This is a genomic window from Luteolibacter arcticus, from assembly GCF_025950235.1.
Classification (GTDB): domain Bacteria; phylum Verrucomicrobiota; class Verrucomicrobiia; order Verrucomicrobiales; family Akkermansiaceae; genus Haloferula; species Haloferula arctica.
The window spans coordinates 400,682-416,350 of the sequence record NZ_JAPDDT010000003.1; the positions used below are offsets into that span (position 1 = coordinate 400,682).

At 62.8% G+C, this 15,669-nt stretch carries 9 protein-coding genes; all 9 read left to right on the plus strand.

The annotated features are described in order from the left end of the window. Positions 1 to 24 precede the first annotated feature (24 nt). The 9 genes from OKA05_RS10000 (at position 25) to OKA05_RS10040 (ending at position 15,652) form a co-directional block, all read left to right on the plus strand. On the plus strand, positions 25 to 3,126 hold the full coding sequence (locus tag OKA05_RS10000) for a choice-of-anchor D domain-containing protein (protein ID WP_264486990.1): 3,102 nt from the start codon (positions 25 to 27) through the stop codon (positions 3,124 to 3,126). Next, positions 3,123 to 6,311 carry a choice-of-anchor D domain-containing protein gene (locus OKA05_RS10005; RefSeq protein ID WP_264486991.1) on the plus strand — a complete coding sequence of 1,063 codons (3,189 nt, stop codon included), beginning with the start codon at positions 3,123 to 3,125 and terminating at the stop codon, positions 6,309 to 6,311. Before OKA05_RS10000 ends, OKA05_RS10005 begins: the two co-directional genes overlap by 4 nt. A 128-nt stretch (positions 6,312 to 6,439) precedes the next feature. Further along, on the plus strand, positions 6,440 to 7,672 hold the full coding sequence (locus OKA05_RS10010; protein WP_264486992.1) for an outer membrane protein: 1,233 nt from the start codon (positions 6,440 to 6,442) through the stop codon (positions 7,670 to 7,672). 660 nt (positions 7,673 to 8,332) lie between these two features. Further along, a complete protein-coding gene (locus OKA05_RS10015) occupies positions 8,333 to 9,148 on the plus strand; it encodes a sugar transferase (RefSeq protein ID WP_264486993.1) in 816 nt (271 codons plus the stop codon). Then, positions 9,145 to 10,227 carry a Gfo/Idh/MocA family protein gene (locus OKA05_RS10020; RefSeq protein WP_264486994.1) on the plus strand — a complete coding sequence of 361 codons (1,083 nt, stop codon included), beginning with the start codon at positions 9,145 to 9,147 and terminating at the stop codon, positions 10,225 to 10,227. Before OKA05_RS10015 ends, OKA05_RS10020 begins: the two co-directional genes overlap by 4 nt. Then, positions 10,224 to 10,736: an acyltransferase gene (locus tag OKA05_RS10025; RefSeq protein ID WP_264486995.1), complete on the plus strand. Its 513-nt coding sequence runs from the start codon at positions 10,224 to 10,226 to the stop codon at positions 10,734 to 10,736. Before OKA05_RS10020 ends, OKA05_RS10025 begins: the two co-directional genes overlap by 4 nt. A 102-nt stretch (positions 10,737 to 10,838) precedes the next feature. Then, the gene (locus tag OKA05_RS10030) at positions 10,839 to 13,094 is read left to right on the plus strand and encodes a GumC family protein (RefSeq protein WP_264486996.1); all 2,256 of its coding nucleotides are present in this window, start codon (positions 10,839 to 10,841) and stop codon (positions 13,092 to 13,094) included. 64 nt (positions 13,095 to 13,158) lie between these two features. Beyond that, entirely contained in the window at positions 13,159 to 14,154 is a 996-nt protein-coding gene (locus OKA05_RS10035) for a polysaccharide deacetylase family protein (protein ID WP_264486997.1), read from the plus strand. Between the two features lie 52 nt (positions 14,155 to 14,206). Continuing rightward, on the plus strand, positions 14,207 to 15,652 hold the full coding sequence (locus tag OKA05_RS10040; RefSeq protein WP_264486998.1) for a sugar transferase: 1,446 nt from the start codon (positions 14,207 to 14,209) through the stop codon (positions 15,650 to 15,652). Positions 15,653 to 15,669 lie beyond the last annotated feature (17 nt).

Below are 15,669 nucleotides of genomic sequence, written 5' to 3' on the forward strand. Positions count from 1 at the left end.
TCCCCCCTCATTCCCGCGTTTGGAATGGCCTGCGTCCTCTTGTGGATGTCCGGGACAGTGGATATTGCCCCGGCCCAAGTGCCGAACACGCTCCGCCACTCGCTCTATGCGCCAAAGACGGCGCCCCAGAAAAACTGCGGGCAAGGGGCCTGTGTCGCGCTTGATGGCGGCCTCGCCGTGGTAGGCGCGCCGATGTTCGACCGCGATGAGATCACCGCCCCGGATTGCGGTGCCGTGCGGATCCATGAGGTGGCGACCGGCCTGCTGCGCCATGAATTCAAGAGCCCGACTAGCACTCCCTTCGGTTACTTCGGCCAAGCGGTGGCCATCTCCGGCGACCACGTCGTGGTCGGCTCGGACCTTCCGGTCGGCGGTGAGGCGCGCGCCGGACAAGTGCACATCTTCGACCTCGCCTCCCCTTCACCATCGGTTCCGCTGCTGACCCTCACTCACCCCGATCCGGCCGCGGACGACTTGTTCGGCCACTCGGTCGCGATTCACGGCAATATCGTGGTGGTGGGTGTGTGGCTCGATGATGACGGCGCGGAAAACGCCGGCAGCGCCTTTGTTTACGACCTCAGCTCGACGACGCCCGCGGTTCCGATCCTCCAACTGGCGAACCCGAGCCCGGAGGACAACGACAGCTTCGGCGTCGCCGTCGGCGTTTACGACTCGCGCATCGTCGTCGCAGCCTATGGAGACGACACCGTCGCGAGCAATGCCGGTGCCGCCTACGTCTTCAATCTCCAGGCCTCCTCGCCGGAACTTCCGGTAGCCACGCTGACCCTGCCCGCCGGCGCCCAGAACGATTGCTTCGGGAACACGCTTTCCGTCTCCGGCTCCAAGGTGGCCATCGGTGTCGAAGGGGCCGATGCCGGTGCGACGAATGCCGGCAAGGTTGCCATATTCGACCTGACCGCACCCGCCACCCCAACGCTGGTGCTGACCAGTCCTTCGGCGCAGGAGCAAGGCTACTTCGGCACCTCGGTGTCGCTGAACGGAAACCGGCTCGTGGTCGGAGAATACCGCAAGGATCTCACGGTGGAGGATGCCGGTGTTTGCCACGTCTACGATCTGGCGAGCGGCACGCCCACCCACTTGCTGAAGAAGGTCACGCCGGAGACCGCCGACTTCTTTGGCAATGCCGTCGCGGTCGCCGGCAATACCGTGCTCATTGGTGCCTTCCGCGACGACACCGGCGACGACGAATCCGGCAGCAGTTATCTCTTCGACCTCGGATCGGGAACCCCGCTGGTGCCCACCCTGTCCTTGAATAGCCCGGTGACGAATTCCGCCGACCACTTCGGAGCAGCGGTGGCGCTTTCTGGCGACCTCGTGGTGGTCGGCGCACCGGAGAGCGAATCCGGTGCCGCGAAAGCGGGGCGCATCCGGTTGTTCGACCTGGCGTCTTCCGACCCTAAAACCCCGCTGGCCACCATTGAAAATCCCTTCCCGGCCGCCGACGACGCCTTCGGCGCAGCAGTCGCGATATCGGGAACGCGGTTCGCCGCAGGAGCCCCCGGCGAAGACACCGGTGCCCTCAACGCCGGCTGCGTCTACATCTTCAACGCCTCATCGCCAGACCCGGCCATTCCGCAACTGGTGGTGCCAAATCCGGAACCGTCAGCGGGAGATGGATTCGGCAAGTCCGTGGCCCTCTCCGGCAACCTCCTGATCGTCGGCGTCGCAGCCGACGACGGCGATGGCGTGGACTCCGGACGGGCCTACGTTTTCAATCTGGCAGGTTTCACCCCGACGGTTCCCTCGCACATCCTGACCAACCCGGGCCCGGCCGCTGGCGATCGATTCGGCGAGGCGGTCTCCATCTGGGGAAATCGTGCAGCCGTGGGAGCCCCCGGCAATGACACGACCGGCGCGGACAGCGGCAAGGCCTACGTCTTCGATCTCTCCATCGGCGCGCCCACGGGTCCCTCGCTATCGCTCGACAATCCAACCGCCGCGGCCGACGACAAGTTCGGTAGCTCGGTCGCGATTTCCACCGAGCGCGTCGTGGTCAGCGCACCGGACGATGATGCCGGTGCATCCAATGCGGGTGCCGTCCATGTCTTCCTCCTCGCCTCCCCGGCGACGCCGGAAATCTCGCTGCTTGCCCCGACGCAGGCGGCCAACGATCGCTTCGGCAACGCTGTCGCCATTTCGGGCATCCGGGTCGTGGTCGGAGCCGCCTTGAAGGAGACCCCGACGGATGCCGGCCGGGTCTATTCCTTCAATCTCTCCCTGCCAGTGCCTGGCACCCCCTCGGCGACCAATGCCAAGAGCAGCGCATCATCAGGCGACCTGTTCGGTTCGGCGGTAGCCGTGGACGGCGTGATCATGGTGATCGGCACGCCTTCGGACAACAAGACCGCCAACGACAAGGGTGCCGCCTACATCTTCGGTCCCTCCGCACCGGAAATCGCGGTGGAACACGGCGGCAGCGAATTGACCAGCGGCGATGAAGCCGACTTCGGCGCGGTGGCGATGGGCGCGGGCGGTAGCGGAAGCACAATCTTCACGATCCTGAACACGGGCATCACCGGCCTCGCCATTACGGACATCACGACCTTCGAAGGCAATGCCGGGGATTTCCAAGTGGTGACCCAAGGAATGACCTCCAATGTCCCGGCCGAGGACGACACCACCTTCACCGTCGTGCTCAATCCCACCGCAGCCGGCCTCCGCACCACCACACTGCGGATCGCCAATGGCGACGCCGACGAAAACCCCTTCGAAATCCAGCTCAAAGGCTTCGCCCTTTCCGCGGAGAACGACACGGACGGCGACGGCTTGAACGATGTCGCCGAACTCCGCATGGAGTCGCTGGGCTTCCGCTGGCAACTCCCGGATCCTGGACTCGTGGCGATCTTTCAATCCAGCGTCCATGCCGCCGGCTTCCATCCGCCGAATGACATCGGCTCGATCCGTGTCCGCAAGCCATCGATCTCCCAATCCGGATCGGGATTCCGTCTCTCGCTGGCACTCGACAAGGAGTTGAGCGCGGGAGGCTATCAATCGCTTCCTTTCACCCCCCAGGGCACCACGGTGAATCCCGCGGGTGAGGTCGAATTCGAGTTCAGCGACCCCGGTGGACCGGCGTTTTACAAATTGGAACCCGAATCGCCATGAGCCCCCTCCCGATCCCGTCCCTAGCACCTCTGCTCCGCCTCTTCCAGCGGCAGCGGGAATTGCTGGCACTGTCGCTGGCGATCGCTTCGGGATGCCTGCCGGCAGGGGCCGCGGCGATTCCTTATTCGCAGGCTAGGATTTTCCAATCCAACTCCACGGGCCGCCAGATCGAGACCCGCATGGGTACCAGCGCGGCGCTTGGCAATACCTTGGCGGTCCTTGGCGCTCCCTTCGACAATATCGGCGGCGAAGACAACGGCGTGGTCTGGGTGCACGATGCCACGAGCGGTGCGCTGCTGCAGCGCTTGGAAAACCCCGCTCCCTTCAAGGACAGCTACTTCGGCTGGTCGGTGGCGGTCTCCGGCTCGTTGGTCGTGGTCGGAGTTCCGAATGACAATGCGGCCGAGAATGACGCTGGCGTCGTCTACGTTTACAACCTGGCCTCATCAACTCCCTCGGTCCCGGCCTTCGTCCTTTCCAATCCATCGCCCGCGGAGAACGACAGCTTCGGCTGGTCGGTCGCGATATTCGGCAACCGCGTGGTAGTTGGCGCCCCCAAGGCCGGCGCGGGCAGCAGCGATGCCGGCCGGGTCTATACGTACGACCTCTCGACTGGCTCGCCAACCACGCCGGTCGTCCAGATCGAGAACCCGAATGCCACCATCAACTTCGGCCACGCGGTCGCGATCGATGGCACCAAGGTCGTCGCAAGTGCGCTCCAGGAATCCACCACCGGAGATACCTGCCGGGTCCACGTCTTCGATCTCAGCTTGGGCACGCCGAGCCAGCCGTTGCTATCGCTCGCGGATGCCACGCCCTCGACCAATGACTCTTTCGGCCACGCCGTGGCCATCAGCGGAACGAAGGTCGCGGTGACCTCCCCGCTGTTCGACAACGGCTTTGCCAATACCGGTGCGGCCTACATTTACGATCTGGTCTCCGACACCCCGGTGGTCCCCGTGCACACGCTGGCCAACCCGACGTCGGCTCTCAATGACAACTTCGGCAGCTCCGTGACGATCGCCGGCGCACGAGTGGTGGTCGGCGTCGCGCTGGACGACCAAGGCGGTGAGGACGCGGGCGTGGCCTGTGTTTACGATCTCAACTCGGGCACCACCACTCCCGTGCTTACCCTGCAACCCGCGGGGACTTCAAGTGGCGACGAACTCGGCCAGGCGGTTTCGCTTTTCGGCAGTCGCCTGCTGGTCACGGCGCCCGATGACAACACCGGCATTTCCGCGGATGTCGGCACCGCCTACGTGGTCGATCTTGGCACCGGCACGCCCTCGGCGGTGCTGCTCACTTTCAACAACCCGAGCCCTTCCTCCCATGAGGAATTCGGCTTTTCCGTCGCGCTCAATGGCAACCTCGCGGTGGTTGGCTGCCAGAAGGACGACAAGGTCGCGAGCAACGCGGGCAGCGTGAGCCTCTTCGATCTCGGCGCGACCTTTCCGGAGCAGCCGTGGCTGGTCATCGACAATCCCAGCCCCACGACCAACGACTACTTCGGCACGGCGGTCGCCTCGGCCGGCACCAAGGTGGTCGTCTCCGCCTATCAGGATGACACCGCCGGCACGAACACCGGAACAGTCTACGTCTTCGACACGACCTCGCCCTCGCCTGGGGCCCTGATCCGGACATTGGTCAATCCTTTGCCTAACAGCCAGGATCAGTTCGGAAACGCCGTGGCCATTTCAGGCAACCTCATCGTGGTTGGGTGCGCCAGAAACGAGGTCGCAGGCTTTGTCCATGCAGGCAGCGTTTTCATCTATGACCTCACCTCGGGCTCGCCCACGATGCCCATCCTGACCTTGGACAATCCCGCCCCGGCAGCGGAGGACGCCTTCGGATACTCGGTGGCGATCTCCGGCACCAAGGTGGTGGTGGGAGCCAACCAAAATGACGCCGGGGTCGTGGATGCCGGCAGCGTCTATGTTTACGACGTCAGCGCCGGCTCCGCGTCATCCACCATGCCGGTCCGGACCTGGGACAACCCTTCTCCTGCGTTGGAAGACGAATTCGGCTACTCGGTGGCCATTTCCGGCGACAGGATCGTGGTCGGCTGCCCTGCGGATGATGCCGGTGCCACCGACGCCGGCGCCGCTTACCTCTACGATCTCACCGCGACAAATCCCGGCTCGCCGGTCGCCACGCTGCTCCACCCCGATTCGGAAAACGAAGAGTTCTTCGGTTCCGCGGTGGCGATCTCCGGCACCCGCATCGCAGTAGGCGCACCCGAGGATGACATCTCCGCCACCGACGGAGGATGCCTGTATGTCTACGAAGTCACATCCGCCACATTCCCAACACCGGCCGACCGGCTGGTGTCGGAGAACCAGCCGGCCAATGAGCATCTCGGATTCTCGGTGGCGGTCGATGGTGCCAATGTCCTCGCGGGGGCTCCGCTCCACGACGCGAACACCTCGGGACGGGGAGCTGTCTATCTCTTCGATCCCGATCCGCCCGCCCCGCAAATGCAGGTCGAGCAGCCGCCCGGCACCGGCTTGATCGCGGGCGAAGCGAGCATCCAATTCGGAAACGTTCCCGCAAATAGCCAGGGCCACACCGAAACGGTGACCATCCGGAACGTCGGCACCTCCCCGCTCGACATCACGGAAATCGCCATCGAAGGCGGCAACCTCGACGACTTCTCGGTCGAGACGGTCGCCCTACCCTGGACCTTGCAGGTGGATCAAATCCTTCAGTTCGATGTCTCCTTCTCCGCCAGCAACACCGGCACCCGCGTCACCACGCTGAGAATCGAAAGCAATGCCGCCGTCGACACCTTCACCGTCACGCTCACCGGCCAGGCGCTCTCATCCGCCGACGATACCGATGGCGACGGCATCAATGATGTGGCGGAGCTGGGGATGGTGGCGCTCGGGTTCGACTGGCAGGTGAATGATGAGGAGCTGTTGCTGATCCTCCAGGCAGGTGCCAATACCGTGGGCCTCTACGGTGAAACCCAAGTGGAAGCGATGAACCAGGGTACCCCGGTGATCACGGTTCATGGCGGCACCGGGCGCTACACCATCACGCTGCCGGTGGAAAAATCGGTGGACCTGATGGACTTCGATCTTTTCCCGGTGCAAGCGCCCGCCGTCTCTATCAGCGGCCAAGGCGGTCTCGATCTCGATATCACCCCTTCGGGCTCCAAGGGCTTCTTCCGTTTCTCCCCCCGCTGAGTTGCGTCCTCCGTTAGGCCACGGGCCTCTCCAACGGGCCTCTCCAACGGTTAGATGGTGGCCTTTCGGATTGACACTTGAGCCGTGCGTGAGGCAGGCTTTTGCCGTTCACCCCGGAAAAAGTCCGTATGCCCCCCCTTCGACTTCCTTCCGCGACACCCCTTCGCGGATTCGTAGCCGCCGCTTTTGCTGGCGCGCCCTTCCTCACATCTGGCCTCGCTTCTGGCCAGGATTTCTCCCTTCGCGTCAGCGACGGGAATCGTGCCCTTACACAAACGTTCTTCCCTTCGCCGGCCCTCGCCAATCTGAAGGGCGGCTTTGATTTCGGCGTCGGCGCCCTCCTCACCTACGACTCGAACTTCTTCCTCTCCGAGGACTACACGGTCAGTGAGCTCACCGCGGATGTGAATCCGTGGATCACCTACCGGACCGATCCCGAGGGTGGCGCGGAGTTTTCCTTCGAGGGGCGTTATGCCCCTTCGTTCCTCGCCTACCTCAACAACGAGGATCTCAACGGCATCAACCACAGCGGGGGCGTGTTGTTCAAATACGCCGCGACCCGGACCACCATCCAGGTCTATGCGGACTATGACGAGGTCTCGATGGCCGATCGTCTGGTGGGCGGCTTCATCGAAGGATCGATCTTGGGTTACGGGATTTCCGGAAGTTACCAACTGGGTCCACGCACCGCACTCCTGGCGGGATGGTCCGCTTCCCAATCCGACTACAGCTCCGGCGCCCGCTCCGGCTCGGACATCTACACCTCCGAGGTCGCGGGCCTGTGGGACGCCACCGAGCGACTGAGAATCGGTCCCTCGATCACCTACACCATGACCGAGTCCGACAGCACCGGGGAACGCGATGCCGTCGCCCTGCTGGTCAAGACCCGCTACCAGTTTGGAGAGCGGATCCTCCTGGATGCCGCCGGCGGTCTCGAATACTCCAAGAACTCGCGGAGCAACGAAGGCTGGGAACCCGGCTTCACCGGCAGGCTGGCGGCCGACTACATGCTCAGCCATCTGTGGACGTTCCGGGCAGGAGTCCGCTACTCGACCGTTCCCTCGCCGAATAATCTGAACTATCTGGTGAATGACCTTTCATTCACCTCCGCCATTGTCCGGAATTTCGAACGGTCCTCGTTGGAACTCGGTGTCGGAGTAAGCTTTTCCGACTACGAGGCGGTCGGTGTCGTCGTCGGCAATCGCGAAGACGACGAGTTCATGAATGCCTATCTCACCTATCGCCGGAATCTTTACTCCGACCGGGTGAATTTCGAATCCACGGTTAAGTGCGCCACCAATACGGGCCAGAAGGATTGGTCCCAGTGGCAGATCACGACCGGGATCAGCGTGGATTACTAATGGTTCGTCCGCGGGTCTTCCCTTTCATGGCATGGCAGTTGCTGCCACTTGCTTCGGAGATTCTGAATGCTCGCCTCTGAAGAATTCATGTTCACGGATACGGCAATGCGGCTGTTAGCCGTCGGTCCGCTCCTCCGGAAACTTCAAAAAAAAGGAGGTCCGTCACCCTTGCCACATCGTCCGAATTCACAGTTTGGTAAATCTGGCAGAATTGTGACTACCCCTCGCCACGGATGTTCAAATAAAAGCTTGAGAGCGCGTGTCATTCTGATAGAACAAGCGGCGCTGTTCATCCCCACCCCCAGAACATCTCCCCCACTTGAATTTCTGCTGGTTTCGCCCCCGTTCCACCCGGCCCTCGTGAGAGGGTCTGACTGTCGCGAAATTTTCTGCAGGCCTGAAAGTAACGGGGAGGTCACCTCCTGTTCACCTCCCCATTCAGGTCTTGGCCACGCCACAAGTGGAACCAAACGACCAAGGGCGGCAGCATCGTGAAATTCGCCAAGGCACATCATCATCGAGAAAACCCTCCCGCCATGATCCCCTGCTAGAATTTTTCCTGAAGATCCGTCATATCTCCACCCCCCACTCCCCCCCCGGATGATCACACCCCCCATTGATCGGCCCCACCGGTCGGCAGCTGGCTGCCGACAAGGATACATGGAAGCCACTGCGACCGCGACTCTTGACCGTCGCACGAAGAGCCGCGAAACGAAGTCGAGGCTCCCCACCACCAGCCCCGTCCGGCGACGCCCTGCGGCCAAGCGGGTCCTGACCGCCGTTCCATCATGGAAGCGCGCCTTGGATGTCTCGCTCGTCGTGATGACGCTGCCGATTTCGATCATGCTGATCGTGGCCGTGGCGCTGTGGATCCGCCTGGTTTCACGAGGCCCGGCATTGTTCCTCCAAAAGCGCGTCGGCCACGGCGAGAAGCTCTTCACTATCTTCAAATTCCGGACCATGCACGAAGGTGCGCCCACCCGGAACCACGAACTCCACGTGGCACGGCTGGTCGAATCCGACCGGCCGCTGATCAAGCTCGATGAACTCGGCGACGCCCGCCTGATTCCCGGCGCATGCTTCCTCCGGAGTACCGGACTGGATGAGCTGCCGCAGCTTTTCAACGTCCTGCGCGGCGAAATGAGCCTCGTGGGCCCGCGTCCCTGCATTCCCGGCGAGCACGGCTTCTTCACCTCCGCCCAGCGCGAGCGTTTTCAAGTCCTGCCCGGCCTCACCGGACTCTGGCAGGTCAATGGCAAGAACCGCACGACCTTTCGCGAAATGGCAGCCCTGGATGTGGCTTACGCCCGCCGTTCGTCACTCGGCCTTGATCTAATCGTGATCTTCCGGACCCCGATGGCACTACTGGGGGAAATGAAGCAATGCTTCCAACGCCGCTTCCTCACCTCCGACGCCGAACCGGCGGAGGAACCGATGCTCAGCTACGCCAGGCAGCGGTTCGGAGATCGATCATGAAGGACAAGCTCGCCGTCGGCATCGTTGGGTGCGGTTACTGGGGGCCAAATCTCGCCCGCAATTTCAGTCTCCACCCGGATGCCGAGGTCGCTGCGTTGTGCGATATCGATCCGGACCGGCTCGAGCATGTCCGCCGGCTTCATCCCGGCACCCGCGCTTTCACCGACTTCAAGCGCTTCCTCGAAAGCCCGTCACTCGACGTCGTGGTGATCGCCACGCCGGTCAAAACCCACCATGGCCTCGCCAAGGCCGCCCTGCTCGCGGGCAAGCATGTCTTCATCGAGAAGCCGATGGCGTCCTCCGCCGCGGAGTGCGAGGACCTCATCGCGATCGCCCGCAGCGAGGGCCTGACCTTGATGGTCGGCCACACTTACCTCTACTCCGAACCGGTCCGGAAAATCGCCGACATCGTCCGCTCCGGTGGGATCGGCGAACTGAAGTACATCAACTGCCAGCGCCTGAACCTCGGCCTCTTCCAACAGGACATCAATGTCGCATGGGATCTCGCACCCCACGACCTCTCGATCATCCTGCACCTCATGGGCGAAGCGCCGGAACGGGTGAATTGCCAGGGCAATGCCCACATTCACCCGGGCATCGAGGATGTCACCAATCTCTCGCTTGGCTTCAAGCGCAAGCGCTTCGCGACCATCCAGAGTTCCTGGCTGGAGCCGCGGAAAGTCCGCCAGATGACCTTCGTGGGCACCCACAAGATGATCGTCTATGACGATCTCCAGCCGCTGGAAAAGATCCGCATCTACGACGTGCGGGTCGAATGCCCGCCGCACTACGACAGCTTCGCGGAGTTCCACTATTCCTATCACTACGGCGATTGCTACCTACCGAGGATCGAGCAGAGCGAACCGCTGAAAACCATGTGCGCTCACCTCATCGAGTGCATTCGTGAGCAGCGCCGGCCCCTGACCTGTGGCCAGCGCGGGCTCGAGGTGGTGAGAATCCTCGAAGCCAGCTCCGCATCACTCCGCGCTGGCGGTGGCCCCGTTGCGGTGGCCACCCAACCCGCATCCCGCCGCCCTTTCCGGGAGGCCTCGGACCAAGCGCAACCAACACCACCATGACCCGCTTTCCTGAAGACAACCTGCGGGTCGCGGCGGACGTGGTGCTCGGAGAACGGGTCAAGCTGTTCGACTTCGTGAACCTCTACGGCTGCGAGATCGGCGACGATACCCGCATCGGCACCTTTGTCGAAATCCAGCGCGGCGCGAAGATTGGCGCCCGCTGCAAGGTCTCAAGCCACACCTTCATCTGCGAAGGAGTCCGCATCGAGGACGAGGTCTTCATCGGCCACGGCGTGATGTTCGTGAATGATCGCTTTCCCCGTGCGGCGAATGCAGATGGCTCACCGAAAAACTCCGACGATTGGACCTGCGAATCCACCTTGGTGGAAGCCGGTGCCTCGATCGGGTCTGGCAGCACGATCCTAGGTGGTTTGACCATCGGCCACCGCGCGATGATCGGCGCCGGCAGCGTGGTCACGCGCGACGTTCCGCCACGGACCGTCGTCGCCGGAAACCCCGCCCGCGTCATCCGCGAAGTCCCCGAAAACGATTTCAAATCGCTCCCTTGACCCCCCGTCATCGCGTAATGCCCCATGGCGGAATATCTGCTTTGAATTTCCTGTTGTTGATTTCCTCCCCTCGCAACGCCTAACGTCAGTCCCCCCCCCGGAATGCAAAAGACTGTTCCCACCCCCTCAAAAGGAGGCCTTGGCCTTCAGGACATCCTGTTCGTGCTCTTCAAGCACAAGTGGAAGATCCTTTTCCTTGGCCTACTCGGCCTCGGTGCCGCAGCAGGCGTGTACACCACGCAGAAGCCTCTTTACGAATCCCACTCGCGGATCCTCGTCAAACACGTGATCCAGCGCGGCGGCACCGATGGCATCGACAGCCAGGTCGATGCCGGCGGTCGCTCGGGCGAGCAAGTGATCAACACCGAGATGGTCATCCTTCGCAGCGGCGATCTCGCCGCCGAGGTTGCCCAGAGCGTCGGCGTCGAGCGGCTGGTGCCCAACTCGCTTGGCCAGTCAGCCCTGACGGACGCGGCGAACGTGGTGCAAGGCGGCCTTGAAATCGCCCCCGAGTCCCGCGGCAGCAATGTGCTCCTCCTCACCTATCGCCACCCCGATCCCGAGCTTGCCCGCGATGTGCTGGAAAGCGTGATCAAGCGGTATCCCGAGCGGCACCTTGAAATCCACCGCTCGGTCGGTGCCTTCGACTCGGTATCGAAGCAGGCGAACGTCGTTCGTGAGAAGCTTCACAAGACCGAGCAGGAACTCAACAAGCTGAAGGCAGACTCCGGGATCATCTCGGTCCATGAGCAATCGCTTTCGCTCTCGACCCAACGCGACAAGACCCAAGGCGACATCGTCGGTGCCGAAGCGGAACTCGCCGCCCAATCATCCAAGGTCGACTCCTTGGAAAAGAAGCTTTCCGGACAAGGCGCCACGACCGAGGCACCGCAGGGAGCCTCGCCCCGGCCCGCCGCGGCAGCGCCCAAGCCGGAGCAAGTGGAGGAATACCGCGAGCTCGCCAAGCGCCTCGAGTATCTCCAGACTCAGGACCTCGCCCTGCGCAGCAAGTTCGCCTCGGGAAATCCCCAGGTGGTCCGCAATCAGCAGGACATCAATTCCACCAAGGCGGCACGCAATGCCTTGCTGGCGAAAGCACCCGGACTGGTGGCGGAAAGCGTCACCCCGGCGGGCGAGCCCACGGTGAATCCACTGGCCGAACTTGACCACGAAAAGGCCGTGATGGGATCCATCATTGCCCGCATCGGCCGCTACAAAAGCCACCTCGCCGAACTGGAAGACAAGTTCAAGAAGCTCACCGAAGTCGGACCACAGATCGCCGAGCTGGAGCGCCAGCGGGAGATGCAGGATGGCGAATACCGCTTGCTCGAGTCCAACCTCAAGAAGGCCGAAGTGGACCGCAATCTGGATCGCACGGAGATCCCCGGCCTCAAGATCGTGGAGAGCCCGACCCTGCCAAAACAGAGCTTCAGCGAGACGACCAAGAAGCTCGTGCTGGGACTCGCCGGAGCAGGCTTTGCCCTCGGACTTGGCATTGCCTTCCTCCTCGAGCTCGTGGTGGACCGCCGGATCACCCGCCCGACCGAGATCGAAGGCCGGCTCCAGGTGCCGCTCATGCTTTCCATCCCCTATGTGCGGCCGAAGAACCGCGGCGCTCACCTGATTGCCAACGATCACGACGAAGCGTCCGGCACCGAGGGCGAGAAGTTGCTGCCAGCCGTGCGCACTGCCAATGGCTTCCCTGCCTTCGCCGGACGGACGGATCACTTCATCCACCCGTATTCCGAAGCGATCCGCGACCGCATCGTCTTCAATTTCCAGATCAACAACATGACCCACAAGCCCAAGCTGATGGCCGTGACCGGCCTCTCGGCAGGCGCGGGCACCTCCACCATCGCGGCCGGCTTGGCCAAGGCCTTCTCTGAGGTCAATGGCGCGAAGGTCCTGCTGGTCGATCTGAATTCCGATTACCCGGACGACAATCCGATGTTCGGCAACAAGCCGCTCCACTCGGTGGTCGGCGCCCTCCAGGCAGCTCGCAACACCCGCTTCAAGGAAGGCGGCCAGAACCTCTACCTCGCCAGCGCCGCGGCGACCAAGGCCGACCCGAGTGCGACTCCCTTCGGCCCGATGCATCTCTACGAACTCCTCCCGCATTTCCGCGCCAGCGAGTTCGACTACGTGATTTTCGACATGCCGCCGATGGGCCAGACCAGCCCGACACTCGCGATGGCCGGCCTGATGGACAAGGTCCTGCTGGTCGTCGATGGCGAAGACACCAACCGCGACACCCTCAAGTGGGGCTACTCCGAATTGGTCAAAGGCCGCGCCGACGTTTCCTGCGTCTTCAACAAGGCCCGTTCCCACGCCCCACGCTGGGTCGCGGGAGATATTTGAAACCACTCACCCTTGCCGTTCCACCCTTGAGCACCCGGATCGAACCTCCTCCCCACTCCTTCCGATGCCGAAACAACTGGCCTCCTCCTATGAGGCGATGGCAACGGGATCGCCCGGCTTCCTGACCCGGGCGTATTACCGGATCAAGCCGTTCATCCCCCGCCGGCTCCGCTGGGCTCTGCGCCGCAGCCGGGCCCGTGCGATCGTGCGCGACTGCCGCAGCACGTGGCCGATCGATGTCACCTCGGCTTCCCCACCAGCCGGCTGGTCCGGTTGGCCGGAAGGGAATGAATTCGCCTTCGTCATCACCCACGATGTCGAGTCGTGTGCCGGACTGGAAAAGGTCCGGGACCTCGCCCAACTCGAAGTCGGCCTCGGCCTGCGCTCCTCCTTCAACTTCATCCCGGAAGGCCCCTACGAGGATCCGGCCGAACTCCGCGCCTGGTTGGAAGCGAGGGGATTCGAAATCGGCGTCCACGACCTCAATCACGACGGCCGCCTCTACGGATCGCGGCAGGGATTCCTCCAGAAGGCCGGCCGCATCAATCGCCATCTCAAGAATTGGGGTTCGGTCGGCTTCCGCTCCGGCTTCATGATGCGGCAGCTCGATTGGATCCACGACCTCGACGTGACTTACGACGCCTCGACCTTCGACACCGACCCCTTCGAGCCCCAGCCGGAAGGCTCCCGCACCATCTTCCCCTTTCTCGTCAAGTCGGATGACCCCGCCCCCGGCTACGTCGAGCTCCCCTACACGCTGCCGCAGGATTCCACCCTCTTCCTCCTGCTCGGCGAGGAGACGACGGAAATCTGGAAGCAGAAGCTCGAATGGATCGCCCGCAAGGGCGGCCTCGCCCTGGTTAATATTCATCCCGACTACATCAATTTCTCCGGAAAACGGACCTCAACCTGCTACCCGCATTCGCTGGTGAAGGAGTTCCTCGAACACCTGTGCAGCCGTTACCGGGGAAAATACTGGAATCCTCTGGCAAAGGATCTCGCCTGCTGGTTCCGCCGCCACGCGGTTCCTTTGCCGGATGCCGATGATCCGGCTTGTTGACGCCCCTCCCCCCTGCTAGAACGCCCTCACCCCCCATCCCCCCGCCCCCCCAATGATTCGCCTTCGACACAAGGTGCTGATCCATAGTTTTCGCTTGCTTGACCAGCTCACGCTGGTGGCTGCGGCAGCACTGATCATCTACTTCCGTCCGGAGATCGCCCTTTTCGGCGGTCATCCGACCACTCCGGCCACACCCCGGATCACCGATACCATCGGCGTGCTGATCCTGGCCCTCGGCTGGGTCGGTATCTTCGCCTACACCATCCGTTACAAGGCCGACCGTTTCGTCGCGCTGACCACCCAGATCAAGGATCTGGTCAAGGCCACCACGCTGGCAGCGTTCTGGCTGATGCTCGTCAGCGGGATCTTCGCGGTCGGCAGCTTCAATACCCTCAACATCCTGTTCTTCTGGAGCGCGGTCACCGGTGCCGGAGTCATCAGCCGGCTGGCCCTGCGGCTGGTGCTGATGAGCGCCCGGCGCTCAGGTTACAACTACCGCTACCTGCTGATCATCGGAGCCAACTCGCGTGCCAACGAAGTGGCCGACAAGATCGACGCCAAGCCGGAGCTTGGCTACAAGATCATCGGCTTCGTCGCCGAGAACGAAAGCACCCGCCAGACTTGGAGCGAGCGAAACAGCCACCGCGGCGAAGTGCTGGGAACGCTGGATGAACTCCAGGGCGTGCTCAAGCGCGAGCGAGTCGATGAGATGATGGTCTGCCTCCCGGTGGAGTCGCGCTTCAGCGACATCGTCACCGTCGTCCAGCACGCCCGCGACCTCGGCGTGGTGGTGCGCCTGATGCCGGATCTGCAAGATGAGTCGCTGTTCAAGAACGTCCACCTCGAGGAATTCGAAGGCGAGGCCGTCGTCACGATGTTCCGCGAGCAGATGCTGCTGCAACTGCTCGCCAAGCGTATGGTGGACGCCGCGCTTTCCTTGACCGCACTGATCGTGCTCGCCCCGCTGATGCTGGTGGTGGCAATCCTGATCAAGGTCACCAGCCCCGGTCCGGTGTTCTTTGCCCAGGACCGCGTCGGCATGAACCAGCGTAGCTTCCGCATCTACAAGTTCCGCTCGATGGTGGTGGACGCCGAAGCGAAGAAGAAGGAACTCGCCCACCTCAACGAGATTGCCGATGGCCCGGCCTTCAAGATGAAGGACGATCCGCGGATCACCCGGATCGGTCGCTTCATCCGCAAGACCAGCATCGACGAGCTGCCCCAGCTCTTCAACGTGCTGCACGGCGAGATGAGCCTGGTCGGCCCGCGCCCGCCGCTCCCGGATGAGGTGAAGAAGTACGAGTGGCTCTTCCGCAAGCGCCTCTCCGTGAAGCCTGGTATCACCTGCGTCTGGCAAATCAGCGGCCGCAGCAACACCACCTTCGAGCGTTGGATGCAGATGGACAGCGAGTACATCGACAACTGGTCCATCTGGCTCGACTTCAAGATCCTGGTCAAAACCGTGCCCGCCGTCTTGTTCGGCCGCGGAGCGTCATGATGCATTCCTGCCGATAA

What these genes read in the sequence shown, in the direction of transcription:
- OKA05_RS10000 (WP_264486990.1), top strand. Translation starts at nt 25, where the DNA reads ATGGCCTGCGTCCTCTTGTGGATGTCCGGGACAGTGGATATTGCCCCG.
- OKA05_RS10005 (WP_264486991.1), top strand. Translation starts at nt 3,123, where the DNA reads ATGAGCCCCCTCCCGATCCCGTCCCTAGCACCTCTGCTCCGCCTCTTC.
- OKA05_RS10010 (WP_264486992.1), top strand. Translation starts at nt 6,440, where the DNA reads ATGCCCCCCCTTCGACTTCCTTCCGCGACACCCCTTCGCGGATTCGTA.
- OKA05_RS10015 (WP_264486993.1), top strand. Translation starts at nt 8,333, where the DNA reads ATGGAAGCCACTGCGACCGCGACTCTTGACCGTCGCACGAAGAGCCGC.
- OKA05_RS10020 (WP_264486994.1), top strand. Translation starts at nt 9,145, where the DNA reads ATGAAGGACAAGCTCGCCGTCGGCATCGTTGGGTGCGGTTACTGGGGG.
- OKA05_RS10025 (WP_264486995.1), top strand. Translation starts at nt 10,224, where the DNA reads ATGACCCGCTTTCCTGAAGACAACCTGCGGGTCGCGGCGGACGTGGTG.
- OKA05_RS10030 (WP_264486996.1), top strand. Translation starts at nt 10,839, where the DNA reads ATGCAAAAGACTGTTCCCACCCCCTCAAAAGGAGGCCTTGGCCTTCAG.
- OKA05_RS10035 (WP_264486997.1), top strand. Translation starts at nt 13,159, where the DNA reads ATGCCGAAACAACTGGCCTCCTCCTATGAGGCGATGGCAACGGGATCG.
- OKA05_RS10040 (WP_264486998.1), top strand. Translation starts at nt 14,207, where the DNA reads ATGATTCGCCTTCGACACAAGGTGCTGATCCATAGTTTTCGCTTGCTT.